Origin of the sequence: Hoeflea sp. YIM 152468 (assembly GCF_029210485.1) — a bacterium.
In the GTDB taxonomy this organism is placed as follows: domain Bacteria; phylum Pseudomonadota; class Alphaproteobacteria; order Rhizobiales; family Rhizobiaceae; genus Hoeflea.
In genome coordinates this window covers 271,073-284,514 of sequence record NZ_JARGET010000029.1, presented here as the reverse complement: position 1 = coordinate 284,514, position 13,442 = coordinate 271,073, and the positions used below count along the sequence as shown (strand labels likewise).

Below are 13,442 nucleotides of genomic sequence, written 5' to 3'. Positions count from 1 at the left end.
AAGCTCATCATCTTTGTCCCGGCATTGATGATATCGTGCTCGACTCCGAGCGGGCGGCGATAGGCTTCGTCCGCAGTCCCGGCTCATTGATCTCCATGACGCGCGCGGTGACCGGGGTGACGACATGGTCATGGCCGCGAACATGCCATCCGGTTTCAGCCCCTGAAGCAAAATCGAAGCGCGTCACACAGACGCGGTCATCATCGACCAGGGTGGTTGCGGTGGCAAGCTCACGGGTCATGGGTCAGCTCGGGAAGGTAAACACGGCGCCGGACTTGATGCCGTTGGGCCAGCGCGTGGTGATGGTTTTCAGACGGGTGTAAAACCGGATGCCTTCCGGGCCATAGATCGAATGGTCACCGAACAGCGAGCGCTTCCAGCCGCCGAAGGAATGATAGGCCACCGGCACCGGGATCGGCACGTTGACACCTACCATGCCGACTTCGATTGCGTCGGAGAAGGCGCGGGCGGCGTCGCCGTCGCGGGTGAAGATCGCGGTGCCGTTGCCATATTCATGGTCGTTGATCATCTTGACGGCGTCATCGAACGTGCCGGCCCGGACAACGGACAGGACGGGACCAAAAATCTCTTCCTTGTAGATGGTCATGTCGGTGGTGACCCGGTCAAACAGCGTGCCGCCGACAAAATAGCCGTTCTCGTAGCCTTGCAGCGAGAATCCGCGTCCGTCGACGACCAGTTCGGCGCCTTCGGACACGCCCTGGTCGATGTAGCCGAGCACCTTTTCCTGGTGCATCTTGGTGACCACCGGGCCCATTTCGGCGGCCTCGTCGGTGGCCGGGCCGATCTTCAGCGCCTCGACCCGCGGCTTGAGCTTGGCCACCAGCGCATCGGCGGTCTTGTCGCCCACCGGCACCGCAACCGAAATCGCCATGCAGCGTTCGCCGGCTGAGCCGTAGCCCGCGCCCATCAGCGCATCGGCGGCCTGATCCATGTCGGCGTCGGGCATGATCACCATGTGGTTCTTGGCGCCGCCCAGAGCCTGCACCCGCTTGCCGTTGGCGGTGCCGCGCGAATAGACATATTCGGCAATCGGCGTCGAGCCGACGAAGCTGATCGCCTTGACGTCGGGGTGATCGAGCAGCGTGTCGACGGCAAGCTTGTCGCCATGCACGATGTTCAAGACGCCATCGGGGAAGCCTGCTTCCTGGAACAGCTTCCAGGCCAGCATCGGGGCGGAGGGATCACGCTCGGAGGGCTTGAGCACGAAGGTGTTGCCGCAGGCAATGGCGATCGGGTACATCCACATCGGTACCATGGCCGGGAAGTTGAACGGGGTGATGCCGGCCACGACGCCAAGCGGCTGACGGTCGGCGATGGAATCAATGCCGGGGCCGACATTGCGGGAGAAATCGCCCTTCAAGAGATTGGGGATGCCGCAGGCGAATTCCACCACTTCGATGCCGCGGGTGACTTCACCAAGCGCGTCATCATGGGTCTTGCCGTGCTCGCGCGAGATTTCACGGGCGATGTCGCCGGCGTGACGGTCAAGCAGTTCCTTGAGCCTGAACATGAAGCGGGCGCGCTTGAGCGGCGGCAGATCGCCCCACGCCGGCTGTGCCGCCTTGGCGGAGGCCACGGCTGCGTTGATTTCCTCGACCGTCGATAACGGCAATTCCGCGATCTGTTCGCCGGTGGCCGGGTTGAACACCGGTGAGCGGCGGTCCGATCCGGATATCGTCAGTTTGCCGTCAATGGCATTTTCAATGACCTGCATGGTTACGCACCTCCTTCGAGAACATTGCGCAGTTTTTCGAACAATTCGTCGATCTGGTCCCTGGTGATGATCAGGGGCGGCGAGAGCGCAATGATGTCGCCGGTGGTGCGGATCAGCAATCCGTCATCATAGGCCTTGAGGAAGGCCGAGAAGGCGCGCTTGGTCGGTTCGCCGGCAATCGGATCGAGCTCGATGGCGCCGATCAGGCCGGTGTTGCGAATGTCGATGACATGCGGGCAATCCTTCAGCGAATGCAACTGCTCTTCCCAGTAGGGCGCGATGTCGGCGGCGCGGGTGAGCAGGCCTTCTTCCTTGTAGGTGTCGAGCGTGGCAAGCGCCGCTGCGGAGGCGATCGGATTGCCGGAATAGGTGTAGCCGTGGAAGAACTCGATCATGTGCTCGGGGCCTTGCATGAAGGCGTCGTGGATCTCGGAGGTGACAAAGACCGCGCCCATCGGAATGACGCCGTTGGTCAGGCCCTTGGCCGAGGTGATCATGTCCGGCATGACATCGTAATGCTGGGCGGCAAAGGGGGAGCCAAGGCGGCCGAAGCCAGTGATGACCTCGTCGAAAATCAGCAGGATGCCATGCTTGGTGCAGATCTCGCGCAGTTTCTTGAGGTAGCCCTTCGGCGGGATCAGGACCCCGGTGGAGCCTGCGACCGGCTCGACAATGACAGCGGCGATGGTCGAGGCGTCGTGCAAGGTGACGATGCGCTCGAGTTCGGAAGCGATGTCGCCACCATGCTCGGGCTGACCCCTGGTAAACGCGTTCTGGGCCGGCAGGTGGGTGTGTGGCATATGGTCGACGCCGGTCAGCAACGTGCCGAACATCTTGCGGTTGGAGACGATGCCGCCGACCGAGATGCCGCCGAAATTGACGCCGTGATAGCCGCGCTCACGCCCGATCAGGCGGGTGCGGGAGCCGTTGCCTTTGGTGCGGTGATAGGCCAGCGCCACCTTCAGCGCAGTCTCGACCGATTCAGATCCGGAATTGGTAAACAGCACATGGTTCATGCCATCGGGTGCAATGTCGACCAGACGGTTGGCCAGCTCAAACGCCTTGGGGTGACCCATCTGGAACGCGGGTGCGTAATCCAGCTCGCCAGCCTGCTGGGCAATGGCCTCGGTGATCTTGGGGCGGCAGTGTCCGGCATTGACGCACCACAGGCCGGCGGTGCCGTCCAGGATCTGGCGGCCATCGGAGGCTGTGAAGTGCATATCCCTGGCGCCGACCAGCATGCGCGGGTTCTGTTTGAACTGGCGGTTGGCGGTAAACGGCATCCAGAAGGCCCGAAGGTCATTGGGGGATGTGTTGAGCCGGTTTGACATGGTTGACGCGCCTCCTGACGCATGGGTTCCCTATCGTGGGTCAAGTGCCAATTCGAAGGCTTTATTTCCACATGCAAGCTGTGTTACGAAATTCTTGACTGTTTGATAAAACTCTAGCAGGGCCAATCACCCGGTCAAGGCCAATTCGGCGTTGTCCAAAAGCGAGCTGAAGTGACGGCTCAGGATCGATCGAAAGGGCAACATGGAGCGCTGCACTTGAAAGCACGGGCCACAGAGACCCAGCGCAAGACGCGCATCCAGAAGGAAAACGAGGCGCGCATCCTCGATGCAGCTCTTGAATCATTTTCGGCGCACGGTTTTCGCGGCGCCACGATCGATCAGATTGCCGACCATGCGGGCATGTCGAAACCGAACCTGCTTTATTATTTCCGGCGCAAGCAGGATATATACGAGGCGCTGATTGCCAGGCTGCTCGATACCTGGCTCGAGCCGTTGCGGGAATTGAATCCTGCCGGCGATCCGTTGCCGGAACTGCGATCCTACATCCGCCGCAAGCTCGAGATGGCGCGTGACTTCCCGCGCGAAAGCCGCTTGTTTGCCAACGAGATTCTGCAAGGCGCGCCGCGCATCAAACGCTTGCTGGAAAGCGACCTCAAGCCGCTGGTCGATGAAAAGGCCGAGGTCTTGCGAGGCTGGATGAAGGCCGGGCAGATCAATTCGGTCGACCCCCGGCATCTGATTTTCTCGATCTGGTCAACAACCCAGCATTACGCCGATTTCGATGCCCAGGTGCAGGTCGTGCTCGGGCCTGATCGTGGCGCAGAAGGCCGGTTCGAGGACGCGGCAAGATATCTCGAGACCCTGTTCCTCGATGGGTTGCGGCCGCAAGTCAAACCCGATTCCGGGCCACGCGTGCGCAGCTTCTGATCGCCTGATGGCCAGGTTGCCGTCAGTCGATCAGGCCGACGGCGCGGCGGGCTTCCTCGGTCCTGAGCGAGAAGTCGCCGCCATCATGGCCGCGCGCTGCGTCGGTGCTCAGCCAGGCGATAGCCTCTCCCACCCATTCGGGCGTGATGTGCCTGGCCCAGTCGAGTTGGCTGACCGGATTGACGCCGGAATCCCGGATCGAGCGCTGCATGCTGGTGGCAACGGTTCCGGGCGAGAGGCCAACAACCCGGATGTTGTCGGCGGCGTTTTCCACATGAGCGCAGCGGGTCAGCGACAGGACGCCGGCCTTGGTGGCGCAATAGTGGCTCCAGCCCTCGAGTGCGCCGGTGGCAGCGCCTGAGGACATGTTGATGATCACGCCGCTACCGTTTTTCTTCATCACCGGAATGGCTGCCCGCAATCCGTGATAGACGCCCTTGAAATTGATATCGACAATTTGCCCCCAGGCTTCGGGGTCCGACTCGGCGAGCCGGGCGATGGGATCGATCACACCGGCATTGTTGACCAGGATATCGAGACTGCCAAACTGCTCGACTGCCTTTTTGACGGCAGTGTCGACATCGGCATAGCGTGCGACATCACAGGTGACCGCCAGCGCCTGGCCGCCGATCTCGGCGGCAATCCGCGCGGTGTCGCCGGTTGACCGGGCCGCCAGCACCACATTGGCGCCGTAGCCGGCGAGGATGCGGCTTGCCGCTTCGCCAATGCCGCGGCTTGCGCCGGTGATCAGGGCGGTCTTGCCGGTCAAATCGATGCTCATGCGTGTCTCCTTCGTGGCTGCGCCGCTCGGTCCTTGATGGCGCGCAATCAACGCGGCGATTGGGCTTGGTCGCTGTCATCTGAAGTGATGCAAGCTCATAAAGCAAGAAACCCGGATGCGTGTCTGGTGCTGCGAGAGCGCGGGGGGTAGGCGGGTGAGCCGGTGGAGAGCGCCGGGGCGCTCTCCTGGCATGTCGATCAAGGCGATTTGGCTGATCAGCCCGGCATCCCGCTATACGGCGCCGGTGTATTCGCCGCGTGCCGGATAATCATTCTTGATGGCGAAATCGAGTGCGCCGACCAGTTCGGAGAAATGCGGACGGACAAACGGCATGGTCTGCACGGACGCATAAAACAGTGTCTGCTGCGGGGTCACCATGAACAGGCCGGGTTCGGAAAACAGTGCCGGTTCCTCGATGCCGATTGAGGTCTTGCCACGCGAGGTGGAGATATAAAGCCCCCATTCGCGGGCCTTGGCCAAGGACAAATCGTAACCGAAGCGCAAAGTGTCCGCGCCAATCTTTTCAGCCATCTGCCGTGTCCGCTCCTGGCCATCCGAGCTGATCGCGATGGTGGCCACGCCGCGCTCGGCGAAATCGGCTGTGCGCTTTTGCAATTCGGTCAGGTAGGTGGCGCAGATCGGGCAGTGCAAGCCGCGGTAAAAACAGATGATGGTGCCGCGCTCGGACGCGTCGGCGGAAAGGTCGAAATCGCCGTGAGCGAGCGTTGGCAATTTCAGGTCGGGGGTTTTCTGGCGAGGCATGAGCATCGGGGAGGCCTTTCAAAGCGGAAATTGCATGAGCAGGGATTGCGACGCCACAATAGCGGAGTTATTATCCGTAAACGCCAAATAATCTGACCATAACACCGGAGTTGCCGTCATGGATCGACTGACCACGCTGATGGAACGGTTCGCACTGCAGGTGAAGCCGGCGGCGTTGCCCGCCGCTACACTGGTGGTGATCGCAGACCACGAAGGTGTTGCCGCGCAGGTCTGGTTCGGACGACCCGGCCTTGGGGCCGGGTTGGATGCGGGCCGGGTGGTGTTTGCGGCTGAAGTCGATTGGGGCGGTGCATCCAACCCGCTGCTGGCGGCATTGCCTGACAGATTCGGGTATCCGCTGTCTGCGGATCCGGAAACCGCGAGCCTGGTCAACATCATGTGCCAGGAATTCGAGGCGGCCCGTTGCGGCTCCGCTTCCGTCGTCAACCGGCTGGGAGAAGTGCTGATCGTGCGTCTGCTCAGAGCCCAGATCGAGGCTGGCTCGACAGAGCCGGGCCTGCTTGCCGGTCTCTCCGAGCCGCGGCTCAGCCGGGCCATCGTTGCCATTCATGAAAGTCCGGGCCGGCCCTGGCGCAATGATGACCTGGCGGAGATCGCCGGTCTCTCGCTGAGCCGGTTCTCGGAAACGTTTCTGACGATCGTGGGCGAAACGCCGGCGGCCTATCTGCGCAGATGGCGGCTCGTTCTGGCTCGCCAGGACCTGCAGAAGGGCGATCGTGTCGACGCAGTGGCACGGCGCTATGGTTACGATTCCGCCGAGGGATTTGCCCGGGCGTTCAAGCGCAGCTACGGGCTCAATCCGTTGGCGATGCGCAGTCTCGGCTCAAGAGATCGGGGTGAAGAGCGTGCGGCATGACGCGGTGAATGATTTCGCTGCAGGCAGCCGGGTCTGGCGAAACCAGGTCAACCGGACGTAAATCCGCGCTGCTGAATCACTTTGTTGGTCCACGGCTGCACGATCGCATCAGCATCGGTGTCGAGCAGGATCGGCGGCTGACCTGTCATCATTGCGACACCGGCGCATAGCTGTAGCGAAAATCATCCATGTCGCGTTCGATACGACGCAGATCTGATTGCAGCCGGCCCATATCCCGCTCCAGGTCGCGAATTTTCCAGCGGTTGTCGTCGATCCGGCGCTCGATGGTGCGGCGGTCATCGGTGCCGGCGCTGATCAGGGTTTCATCGTCACGAATGTCCTGTTCAATGCCGCGAATGCGCGATTGGAGACTGCCGAGTTGGCTTTTCTTCTGATGCTGCAGACGTCCAAGGTCGTAGCCTTCACGAAACCCCGGCTCCAGCTCGAGAGGGCAGACATTGGCATAGGCCTTGCCCTGGCTGCCGACACTCAGGCCGTTAAGCGGCGTGCAATAGCGCGGCAGACCCTGCTGATAACCCTGATACCAGAGGGTCTGATCGGCGGTGACGCCGGCCTTGGTGCAGGCCTTGACGTGACTGGCGAAGCGATCCTGCGGGGCGTAGCCATTGGCGCCATCCTGCTCGCCGATCACCCGCCAGTCGGCAACGGCGCACTCTTCCTTCGACATCGTCTGGCAAGATGCGAGGACAAGACAGGCAATCAGGATCAGTGCGGTTGGAATTCTCATCGGACCCCCCGGCCAATTGAGCTGCAGCTCCGGAACGATAGCAATCCCGACACAGCCAGGCAACTGACCGGTGCATGGCGCGCGCCCGGGACATGACAAAGGCCCTGTTTTGCGAAAAACAGGGCCTTTGCAGATTGCTTCGTCTGGCTGGCTTACTCGGCAGCCTGCTTGGCCATCGGATTGTTCGGATGCGTGGTCCAGTTGGCGTAATCCGGGTCGATCGGTCGGCCGGTGCGGGGATCCGATCCCTCGGTCATCTCGACCATGGTGATGCAGTCATCGACCGGACAGACATTGACGCAGAGATTGCAGCCGACGCACTCGTCGTCCATCACCTCGAAATGCCGCACACCGTCAACCATCGATGTGATGGCCTGGTGCGAGGTGTCCTCGCAGGCGATGTGGCAGCGACCGCATTTGATGCACAGGTCCTGATCGATCCGGGCCTTGGTGATGTAGTTGAGGTTGAGATACTGCCAGTCAGTGACATTTGGGACCGCACGGCCCTGGAAGTCGGCGATGGTGGCATAGCCTTTCTCGTCCATCCAGTCGGACAGGCCTTGCGTCATTTCCTCAACGATCTTGAAGCCGTAGGTCATGGCCGCGGTGCAGACCTGCACCGTGCCGCAGCCCAGCGCAATGAATTCGGCGGCGTCGCGCCAGGTCTGCACACCGCCGATTCCGGAGATCGGCAGGCCGCGGGTTTCCGGATCGCGGGCAATTTCGGCGACCATGTTGAGTGCGATCGGCTTGACAGCGGGGCCGCAATAGCCGCCATGCGAGCCCTTGCCATCAATCGTTGGCATCGGTGCAAAACTGTCGAGATCGACCGAAACAATCGACGAAATGGTGTTGATCAGTGACACCGCGTCGGCGCCACCGGCCTTTGCGGCCCGCGCCGGATAACGCACATCGGTGATGTTGGGTGTGAGCTTGACGATCACCGGCAGGCGGCAATATTGCTTGCACCATTCAGCGACCATCTGAATGTATTCGGGAACCTGACCGACAGCCGCCCCCATGCCGCGCTCGCTCATGCCGTGCGGGCATCCGAAATTGAGCTCGATGCCGTCGGCGCCGGTGTCCTCGACGCGGGGCAGGATCGCCTTCCAGCTGGCTTCCTCACACGGCACCATGATCGAGACGATCATCGCCCGGTCGGGCCAGCGTTTCTTGACCTCGGCAATCTCGCGCAGGTTGATTTCGAGATCCCGGTCGGTGATCAGTTCGATGTTGTTGAGACCGAGCAACCGCCGGTCGGGACCCCAGATGGCGCCGTAGCGCGGCCCATTGACGTTGACGACCGGAGGCCCGGCCTCACCGAGGGTCTTCCAGACGACGCCGCCCCAGCCGGCCTCGAATGCGCGTTCGACATTGTAAGCCTTGTCCGTGGGCGGCGCAGATGCGAGCCAGAACGGGTTGGGGGATTTGATGCCGAGAAAATTGGTGGACAGATCAGCCATGATATCTCTTCCTCTCTCAAGCCATCAGGGCTTTGTGAATGCTTTCTGCAGCGGTCTTGCCGTCCTCGACGGAGACCACGGTGAGATCTTCGCCACCGGCAATGCAATCACCGCCGGCCCAGACTTTCGGATGCGACGTGCGGCGACCATCGCCAACGCGTATGCGGCCTTTTTCCAGCTCGATCGAACCACCGGCCAACGGGCCGGCATCCGGTGTCTGGCCGATGGCCTTGAACACCTGATCGGCGTCAAGGGTAACCAGTTCGCCGGTGCCGACAAGCTTGCCGCCGGTGTCCAGCTCGGTCTTTTCCAGTGTGATCCCGGTCAGAACGCCACCGGAAACGTTCAGACTGCTCGGCATCAGCCAGTGCCGTATGACAACGCCATGGGTCTGAGCCAGCTCCTGCTCATAGAGCGAGGCGTTCATGTATTCCTGGCCGCGCCGGTAGACGACGGTGACGTCCTCGGCGCCGAGCAGCTTCGACTGCATGGCGGCATCAATTGCGGTCATGCCGCCGCCAATGACGACGACACGGCGGCCGATTTCAAGTTGAGACAGGTCTTCTGCCTGACGCAGCACGCCGATGAAATCGACGGCGTCGACAACGCCTGCGGCGTCCTCGCCCTCAAGCCCCAACGCATTGACGCCCGGCAAACCCAACCCAAGAAACACCGCATCGAAATCCGCGGTCAGCTGGTCAAGCGTGACATCGCGGCCCAACGCCTTGCCATTCTCGATGCTGATGCCGCCGATCTGGAGGATGAAATCAACTTCATCCTGCGCAAAATCATTGGTGGTCTTGTAGGAGGCGATTCCATATTCGTTGAGTCCGCCGGCTTTCTCGCGGGCTTCGTAGACAACGACATCATGACCGAGACTGGCCAGCCGGTGGGCGCAGGACAGGCCAGCCGGGCCGGCGCCGATGACGGCGACTTTCTTGCCCGTCGATGCGGCGCGGGCAAACGGGTGCGGTTGCTCGCGTTCCATGAAGGTGTCGGTGGCATAGCGCTGCAGCAGCCCGATCTTGACCGGCTTGCCTTCGGCGATTTCGCGCACACAGGCTTCCTCGCACAGCGTTTCCGTCGGGCAGACGCGGGCGCACATGCCGCCCATGATATTCTCTTCGAAGATCGTTTTGGCAGACCCGACCGGGTTGGCGGCCTGGATCTTGCGAATGAACATCGGAATGTCGATCGACGTCGGACAGGCGGTCATGCAGGGCGCGTCGTAGCAGAAATAACAGCGATCCGCTTCGACAAGCGCTTCGTGCGGAGTCAACGGTGGATGGATATCGGAAAAATTATCGGCATAGTCGGCGCTGGAAAGACGATTGGCCTTTACATCGCTGGTCTCGGACAAAGTCATCAGGACCCCCCTCATTGCGAGAACCTCGTTGGGCGCGGTATTTTCGGAGCAACTCCTCAGTGCTTCCGACGCCGCCTAGGAGAAAGAATGAAACGGTTTTATCAAAAGGTCAAATTTTTTATCGAATGATCAAAAAATGACCCTGGCTCTCCACATTGCGCTTTGGCAGAAGACCGGTAAAAATGATGCGAATCAAGGAGCTTGGCTGTGACTGACTACCCGATTGCGGACTATGACGATGCCTACGCAAATGGCGCTCACATTGCCGGAGCCGCGGATTTTCCGCCTCGCTGGGCCGGATTGGCAGAGGAATTTCGCGGTCAGTTGGACAAGGCGGGGAGGGCGCGGCTCGATCTCGGTTACGGCGCGGCGGTGCGCAACCGTCTCGACCTGTTCCTGCCGGAGGGGCCTGCCCAAGGGCTTGCGGTGTTCGTCCATGGCGGCTTCTGGAAGGCGTTTGACAAGTCCTCCTGGTCACATCTGGCTGCCGGTCCGCTGGCGCATGGTTATGCCGTGGCGATGCCAAGCTACACGCTTTGTCCCGACAACCAGATTGCAGGCATCGCGCGCGAGATCGCCGCGGCCGTCAGTTTTGCCGCCAAGCAGATTTCCGGGCCGCTGCGTCTGACCGGGCATTCGGCCGGTGGCCACCTGGTCACCCGGCTGATCAGCGGGGCGCCGTTGTTGTCAGACGATGTCCTCAGCCGTGTCTGCGGCGTCACCTCGATTTCCGGGGTACACGATCTGAGACCGCTGATGCAGACCGGGATGAACGACGTCTTGCAGATCGATGCGGCGGAAGCGCAAGCCGAAAGCCCGGTGCTGCTGGCGCCGCTTGCGCCGGTGCCGGTCACGGCCTGGGTTGGGGCTGAGGAACGGCCGGAATTTGTTCGCCAGAACCGGGCGCTCTACGAGATGTGGCGCGGCTTTGCCACGCCGATGCATCTCCATGAGGATGCCGGCAGGCATCATTTCGATGTGATTGACGGACTTTCCGACCCGGATTCGCCGTTGTGCCGGGCCTTTCTCGGGCTCGCCGGGTGACCCGGGCCGGGTCAGGCCATGAGCGGCCATGACCGGCTATGTCCGGCCGATGGCGCTGGCGGATTAAAGGTTTCTTCACGGCAGAGGTCTAACTTCGCGGCGAGTATTTCTGCGGCCCGGTCATCAGCACCGTGACGCATGCCGATCACGGAGCCCGGAATCTGCCATGATGCACACCAGGGCCATGACGGGCCTCCTTGTCTTGCTGGCGGGTCATGCCACATCGTCGAATGCCACAGCGGGCGAGATGCTGCCCGATCCCGCGTTCGCGCAAAGCTCGTTTGCGGGCGAGTGGTGGGCTACGCCCAACATCAAACTGGACTACAAACCCGGCGCGCTGTGTGGGCTTGTGGCGGGCGGCTCGGGCCAGCCCTGGGACGCCATTCTGGGGTTCAACGGTCTCAGCCTTGAAGCCGGCGAGCGGTACCGGCTGACGCTGGTCGCTTCGGCTGCTCCGGGCGGGCCGATGCGGGCGCTGGTGCAAAAGGCGGCAGAGCCCTGGACCGCGGAAGGTGAAATCAACCGCCGGCTTGCGGTTGACAAGCAGAGCCTGAGTGAGAATTTCCTGGCCCGACAGACCCACCCGGAGGCGCAACTGGTGTTCCAGCTCGGCGGCGCAGATGCGCCCTGGCGGTTCTGCCTGCATTCGGCATCGTTGCAGTCGGGTCTGGAGCCGGCGTCGGCCAAGGCTGCGGAGGCAGTTCCGGCAATACGGGTCAACCAGCTTGGCTATTTCCCCGATGGTCCAAAGCGCGCCACCCTGGTGCGCAACGACAATACGCCGGTTGAGTGGACACTGCTGTCGGCCACTGGCGCGACGGTAGCATCAGGGCGCAGCAAGCCCTTAGGCCACGACGCGTCTTCCGGGCTGAATGTGCACACGCTCGATTTCAGCACTTACCGCACCCCCGGCGAGGGCTACCGGCTTGTTGCCGGCGGCGAGACCAGCCCGGTTTTCGCCATTTCCGCCACCGCCTATGGCCTGTTGCGCGAAGATGCACTGAGCTATTTTTACAAGCTGCGCAGCGGCATTGAAATTAGCGAAGAGCTGGCCGGCAAAGGCTATGGCCGTCCGGCGGGGCATGTGGGCATCAGGCCCAACCGCGGCGATACGGCGGTCGGCTGCGTTGACACCCGCACCGCGCGCAAGGTTTACGGCAAGGCCTGGAGCTGCGGCTACAAGCTCAATGTTGCCGGCGGCTGGTATGACGCCGGTGATTTCGGCAAATATGTGGTCAATGGCGGGATCGCCACCGCGCAACTGCTGGCGAGCTATGAGCGGGCGCTGAACCATGGCGGCGGCGGTTCTGCGGCGCTCACGGACAATCTGGTGCGCATCCCCGAGGCTGGAAACGGTGTTGCCGACATTCTCGACGAAGCCCGCTGGGAGCTCGATTTTCTGATCTCGATGATGGTGCCCGAAGGTGAGGCGCTGGCCGGAATGGCGCACCACAAGGTGCACGGCAACCGCTGGACGGTGGGGCCGATCCTGCCGCACCGTGACCGGGAGGAGCGGGTGCTGCACCGGCCATCGACGGCGGCCACCCTTAATCTGGCGGCAGCGGCAGCCCAGGGTGCACGGCTTTTTGCCGCGATCGACAAGACCTATGCCAAGCGGCTGCTGGCGGTTGCTGAGCGCGCGTTCCGTGCCGCAGAAGCCAACCCGGCGCTTTACGCGCCGTCCACCAATGGCAGTTTTGGCGGCGGCGATTATGAGGACGACGATGTCAGCGACGAGTTCTACTGGGCCGCGGCTGAGCTGTATCTGAGCACCGGCGATCGTGCCTGGCTTGAGCGCGCCAAGGCGTCGCCGCATTGGTCGGGGCAGGTGTTTCACGCCGATGGCTTCAACTGGCGTTCGGTGGCGGGGCTGGCCCGGCTTCAACTGGCCTCGGTGCCGTCGGATTTGCCGCAGAGCGATCTCAAGGCGATCCGGTCATCGGTCACGCAGGCCGCCGACAGCTATCTCAAGGCGCAAACGAGGGAGGCTTTTGGCTTCATGTACCGGCCGGAACAGGGCTTCGGCTGGGGGTCGAACCACTCGCTGATCGAAAACATGATCGTCGTCGCCACCGCCTATGACATCACCGGCGACCGGCGCTATCTGCAGGCGGTGCGCGAGAGCATGGACTATATTCTGGGGCGCAATGCGTTGGGAATATCCTATGTCACCGGCTACGGGACGACGTACGCGCACCGGCAATATTCGAACATCTTCGCCGCCTCCACCGATCCGTTCTACCCGCCGCCACCCGACGGGGCGCTTGCCGGTGGTCCGAACAGCGGGCTGGCCGACGATTATGCCATCGGCAAGCTCACCGGCTGCGCGCCGCAAGCCTGCTATGTCGATGACGCGCGGTCCTATTCGACCAACGAGATCGCCATCAACTGGAATGCGCCACTTGTCTGGATTGCCTCGTTTCTCGCCGACGCAAACTAGCGCCCGA

Annotated in this window: 12 protein-coding genes; 4 read left to right on the top strand and 8 right to left on the bottom strand. The window is 62.1% G+C overall.

The genetic code is table 11. The annotated features are described in order from the left end of the window. Positions 1-7: 7 nt before the first annotated feature. The 3 genes from PZ897_RS16460 to PZ897_RS16450 are packed head-to-tail and all read right to left on the bottom strand — an operon-like array spanning position 8 to position 3,066. Positions 8-241 carry a hypothetical protein gene (locus PZ897_RS16460; RefSeq protein WP_343217466.1) on the bottom strand — a complete coding sequence of 78 codons (234 nt, stop codon included), beginning with the start codon at positions 239-241 and terminating at the stop codon, positions 8-10. Between the two features lie 3 nt (positions 242-244). After that, positions 245-1,735 (bottom strand): CoA-acylating methylmalonate-semialdehyde dehydrogenase, encoded by a 1,491-nt coding sequence (locus PZ897_RS16455; protein ID WP_275753600.1) that lies wholly within the window; start codon positions 1,733-1,735, stop codon positions 245-247. Positions 1,736-1,737: 2 nt separating this feature from the next. Further along, positions 1,738-3,066, bottom strand: coding sequence for an aspartate aminotransferase family protein (locus PZ897_RS16450; RefSeq protein ID WP_275753599.1), 1,329 nt, complete (start codon positions 3,064-3,066; stop codon positions 1,738-1,740). 216 nt (positions 3,067-3,282) lie between these two features. Here PZ897_RS16450 and PZ897_RS16445 point away from each other — a divergent pair, with 216 nt between their 5' ends. Then, positions 3,283-3,954: a TetR family transcriptional regulator C-terminal domain-containing protein gene (locus tag PZ897_RS16445; protein WP_275753598.1), complete on the top strand. Its 672-nt coding sequence runs from the start codon at positions 3,283-3,285 to the stop codon at positions 3,952-3,954. Positions 3,955-3,976: 22 nt separating this feature from the next. Here the strand turns inward: PZ897_RS16445 and PZ897_RS16440 are convergent, their stop codons facing one another. Continuing rightward, positions 3,977-4,735, bottom strand: a complete 759-nt coding sequence (locus tag PZ897_RS16440) for an SDR family oxidoreductase (RefSeq protein ID WP_275753597.1) — start codon at positions 4,733-4,735, stop codon at positions 3,977-3,979. 231 nt (positions 4,736-4,966) lie between these two features. Further along, complete coding sequence (locus PZ897_RS16435) at positions 4,967-5,503, bottom strand: peroxiredoxin-like family protein (RefSeq protein ID WP_275753596.1); 537 nt, start codon at positions 5,501-5,503, stop codon at positions 4,967-4,969. A gap of 112 nt (positions 5,504-5,615) precedes the next feature. Here PZ897_RS16435 and PZ897_RS16430 point away from each other — a divergent pair, with 112 nt between their 5' ends. After that, complete coding sequence (locus tag PZ897_RS16430) at positions 5,616-6,374, top strand: AraC family transcriptional regulator (RefSeq protein WP_275753595.1); 759 nt, start codon at positions 5,616-5,618, stop codon at positions 6,372-6,374. A gap of 148 nt (positions 6,375-6,522) precedes the next feature. On the opposite strand, the gene PZ897_RS16425 is transcribed toward PZ897_RS16430, so the two are convergent. The 3 genes from PZ897_RS16425 to PZ897_RS16415 form a co-directional block, all read right to left on the bottom strand. Continuing rightward, the gene (locus tag PZ897_RS16425) at positions 6,523-7,122 is read right to left on the bottom strand and encodes a DUF2799 domain-containing protein (protein WP_275753594.1); all 600 of its coding nucleotides are present in this window, start codon (positions 7,120-7,122) and stop codon (positions 6,523-6,525) included. A 152-nt stretch (positions 7,123-7,274) separates the two neighbouring features. Next, on the bottom strand, positions 7,275-8,585 hold the full coding sequence (preA, locus tag PZ897_RS16420) for an NAD-dependent dihydropyrimidine dehydrogenase subunit PreA (RefSeq protein ID WP_275753593.1): 1,311 nt from the start codon (positions 8,583-8,585) through the stop codon (positions 7,275-7,277). Between the two features lie 16 nt (positions 8,586-8,601). Further along, complete coding sequence (locus PZ897_RS16415) at positions 8,602-9,951, bottom strand: NAD(P)-dependent oxidoreductase (RefSeq protein WP_275753592.1); 1,350 nt, start codon at positions 9,949-9,951, stop codon at positions 8,602-8,604. 207 nt (positions 9,952-10,158) lie between these two features. Between PZ897_RS16415 and PZ897_RS16410 the strand changes: the two genes are divergently transcribed. Then, complete coding sequence (locus PZ897_RS16410; protein ID WP_275753591.1) at positions 10,159-10,995, top strand: alpha/beta hydrolase; 837 nt, start codon at positions 10,159-10,161, stop codon at positions 10,993-10,995. Positions 10,996-11,161: 166 nt separating this feature from the next. Then, complete coding sequence (locus PZ897_RS16405; protein WP_275753590.1) at positions 11,162-13,435, top strand: glycoside hydrolase family 9 protein; 2,274 nt, start codon at positions 11,162-11,164, stop codon at positions 13,433-13,435. The last annotated feature ends 7 nt before the right edge of the window (positions 13,436-13,442 follow it).

What these genes read in the sequence shown, in the direction of transcription:
- PZ897_RS16460 (WP_343217466.1), bottom strand. Translation starts at nt 241, where the DNA reads ATGACCCGTGAGCTTGCCACCGCAACCACCCTGGTCGATGATGACCGC.
- PZ897_RS16455 (WP_275753600.1), bottom strand. Translation starts at nt 1,735, where the DNA reads ATGCAGGTCATTGAAAATGCCATTGACGGCAAACTGACGATATCCGGA.
- PZ897_RS16450 (WP_275753599.1), bottom strand. Translation starts at nt 3,066, where the DNA reads ATGTCAAACCGGCTCAACACATCCCCCAATGACCTTCGGGCCTTCTGG.
- PZ897_RS16440 (WP_275753597.1), bottom strand. Translation starts at nt 4,735, where the DNA reads ATGAGCATCGATTTGACCGGCAAGACCGCCCTGATCACCGGCGCAAGC.
- PZ897_RS16435 (WP_275753596.1), bottom strand. Translation starts at nt 5,503, where the DNA reads ATGCTCATGCCTCGCCAGAAAACCCCCGACCTGAAATTGCCAACGCTC.
- PZ897_RS16430 (WP_275753595.1), top strand. Translation starts at nt 5,616, where the DNA reads ATGGATCGACTGACCACGCTGATGGAACGGTTCGCACTGCAGGTGAAG.
- PZ897_RS16425 (WP_275753594.1), bottom strand. Translation starts at nt 7,122, where the DNA reads ATGAGAATTCCAACCGCACTGATCCTGATTGCCTGTCTTGTCCTCGCA.
- preA (WP_275753593.1), bottom strand. Translation starts at nt 8,585, where the DNA reads ATGGCTGATCTGTCCACCAATTTTCTCGGCATCAAATCCCCCAACCCG.
- PZ897_RS16415 (WP_275753592.1), bottom strand. Translation starts at nt 9,951, where the DNA reads ATGACTTTGTCCGAGACCAGCGATGTAAAGGCCAATCGTCTTTCCAGC.
- PZ897_RS16405 (WP_275753590.1), top strand. Translation starts at nt 11,162, where the DNA reads ATGATGCACACCAGGGCCATGACGGGCCTCCTTGTCTTGCTGGCGGGT.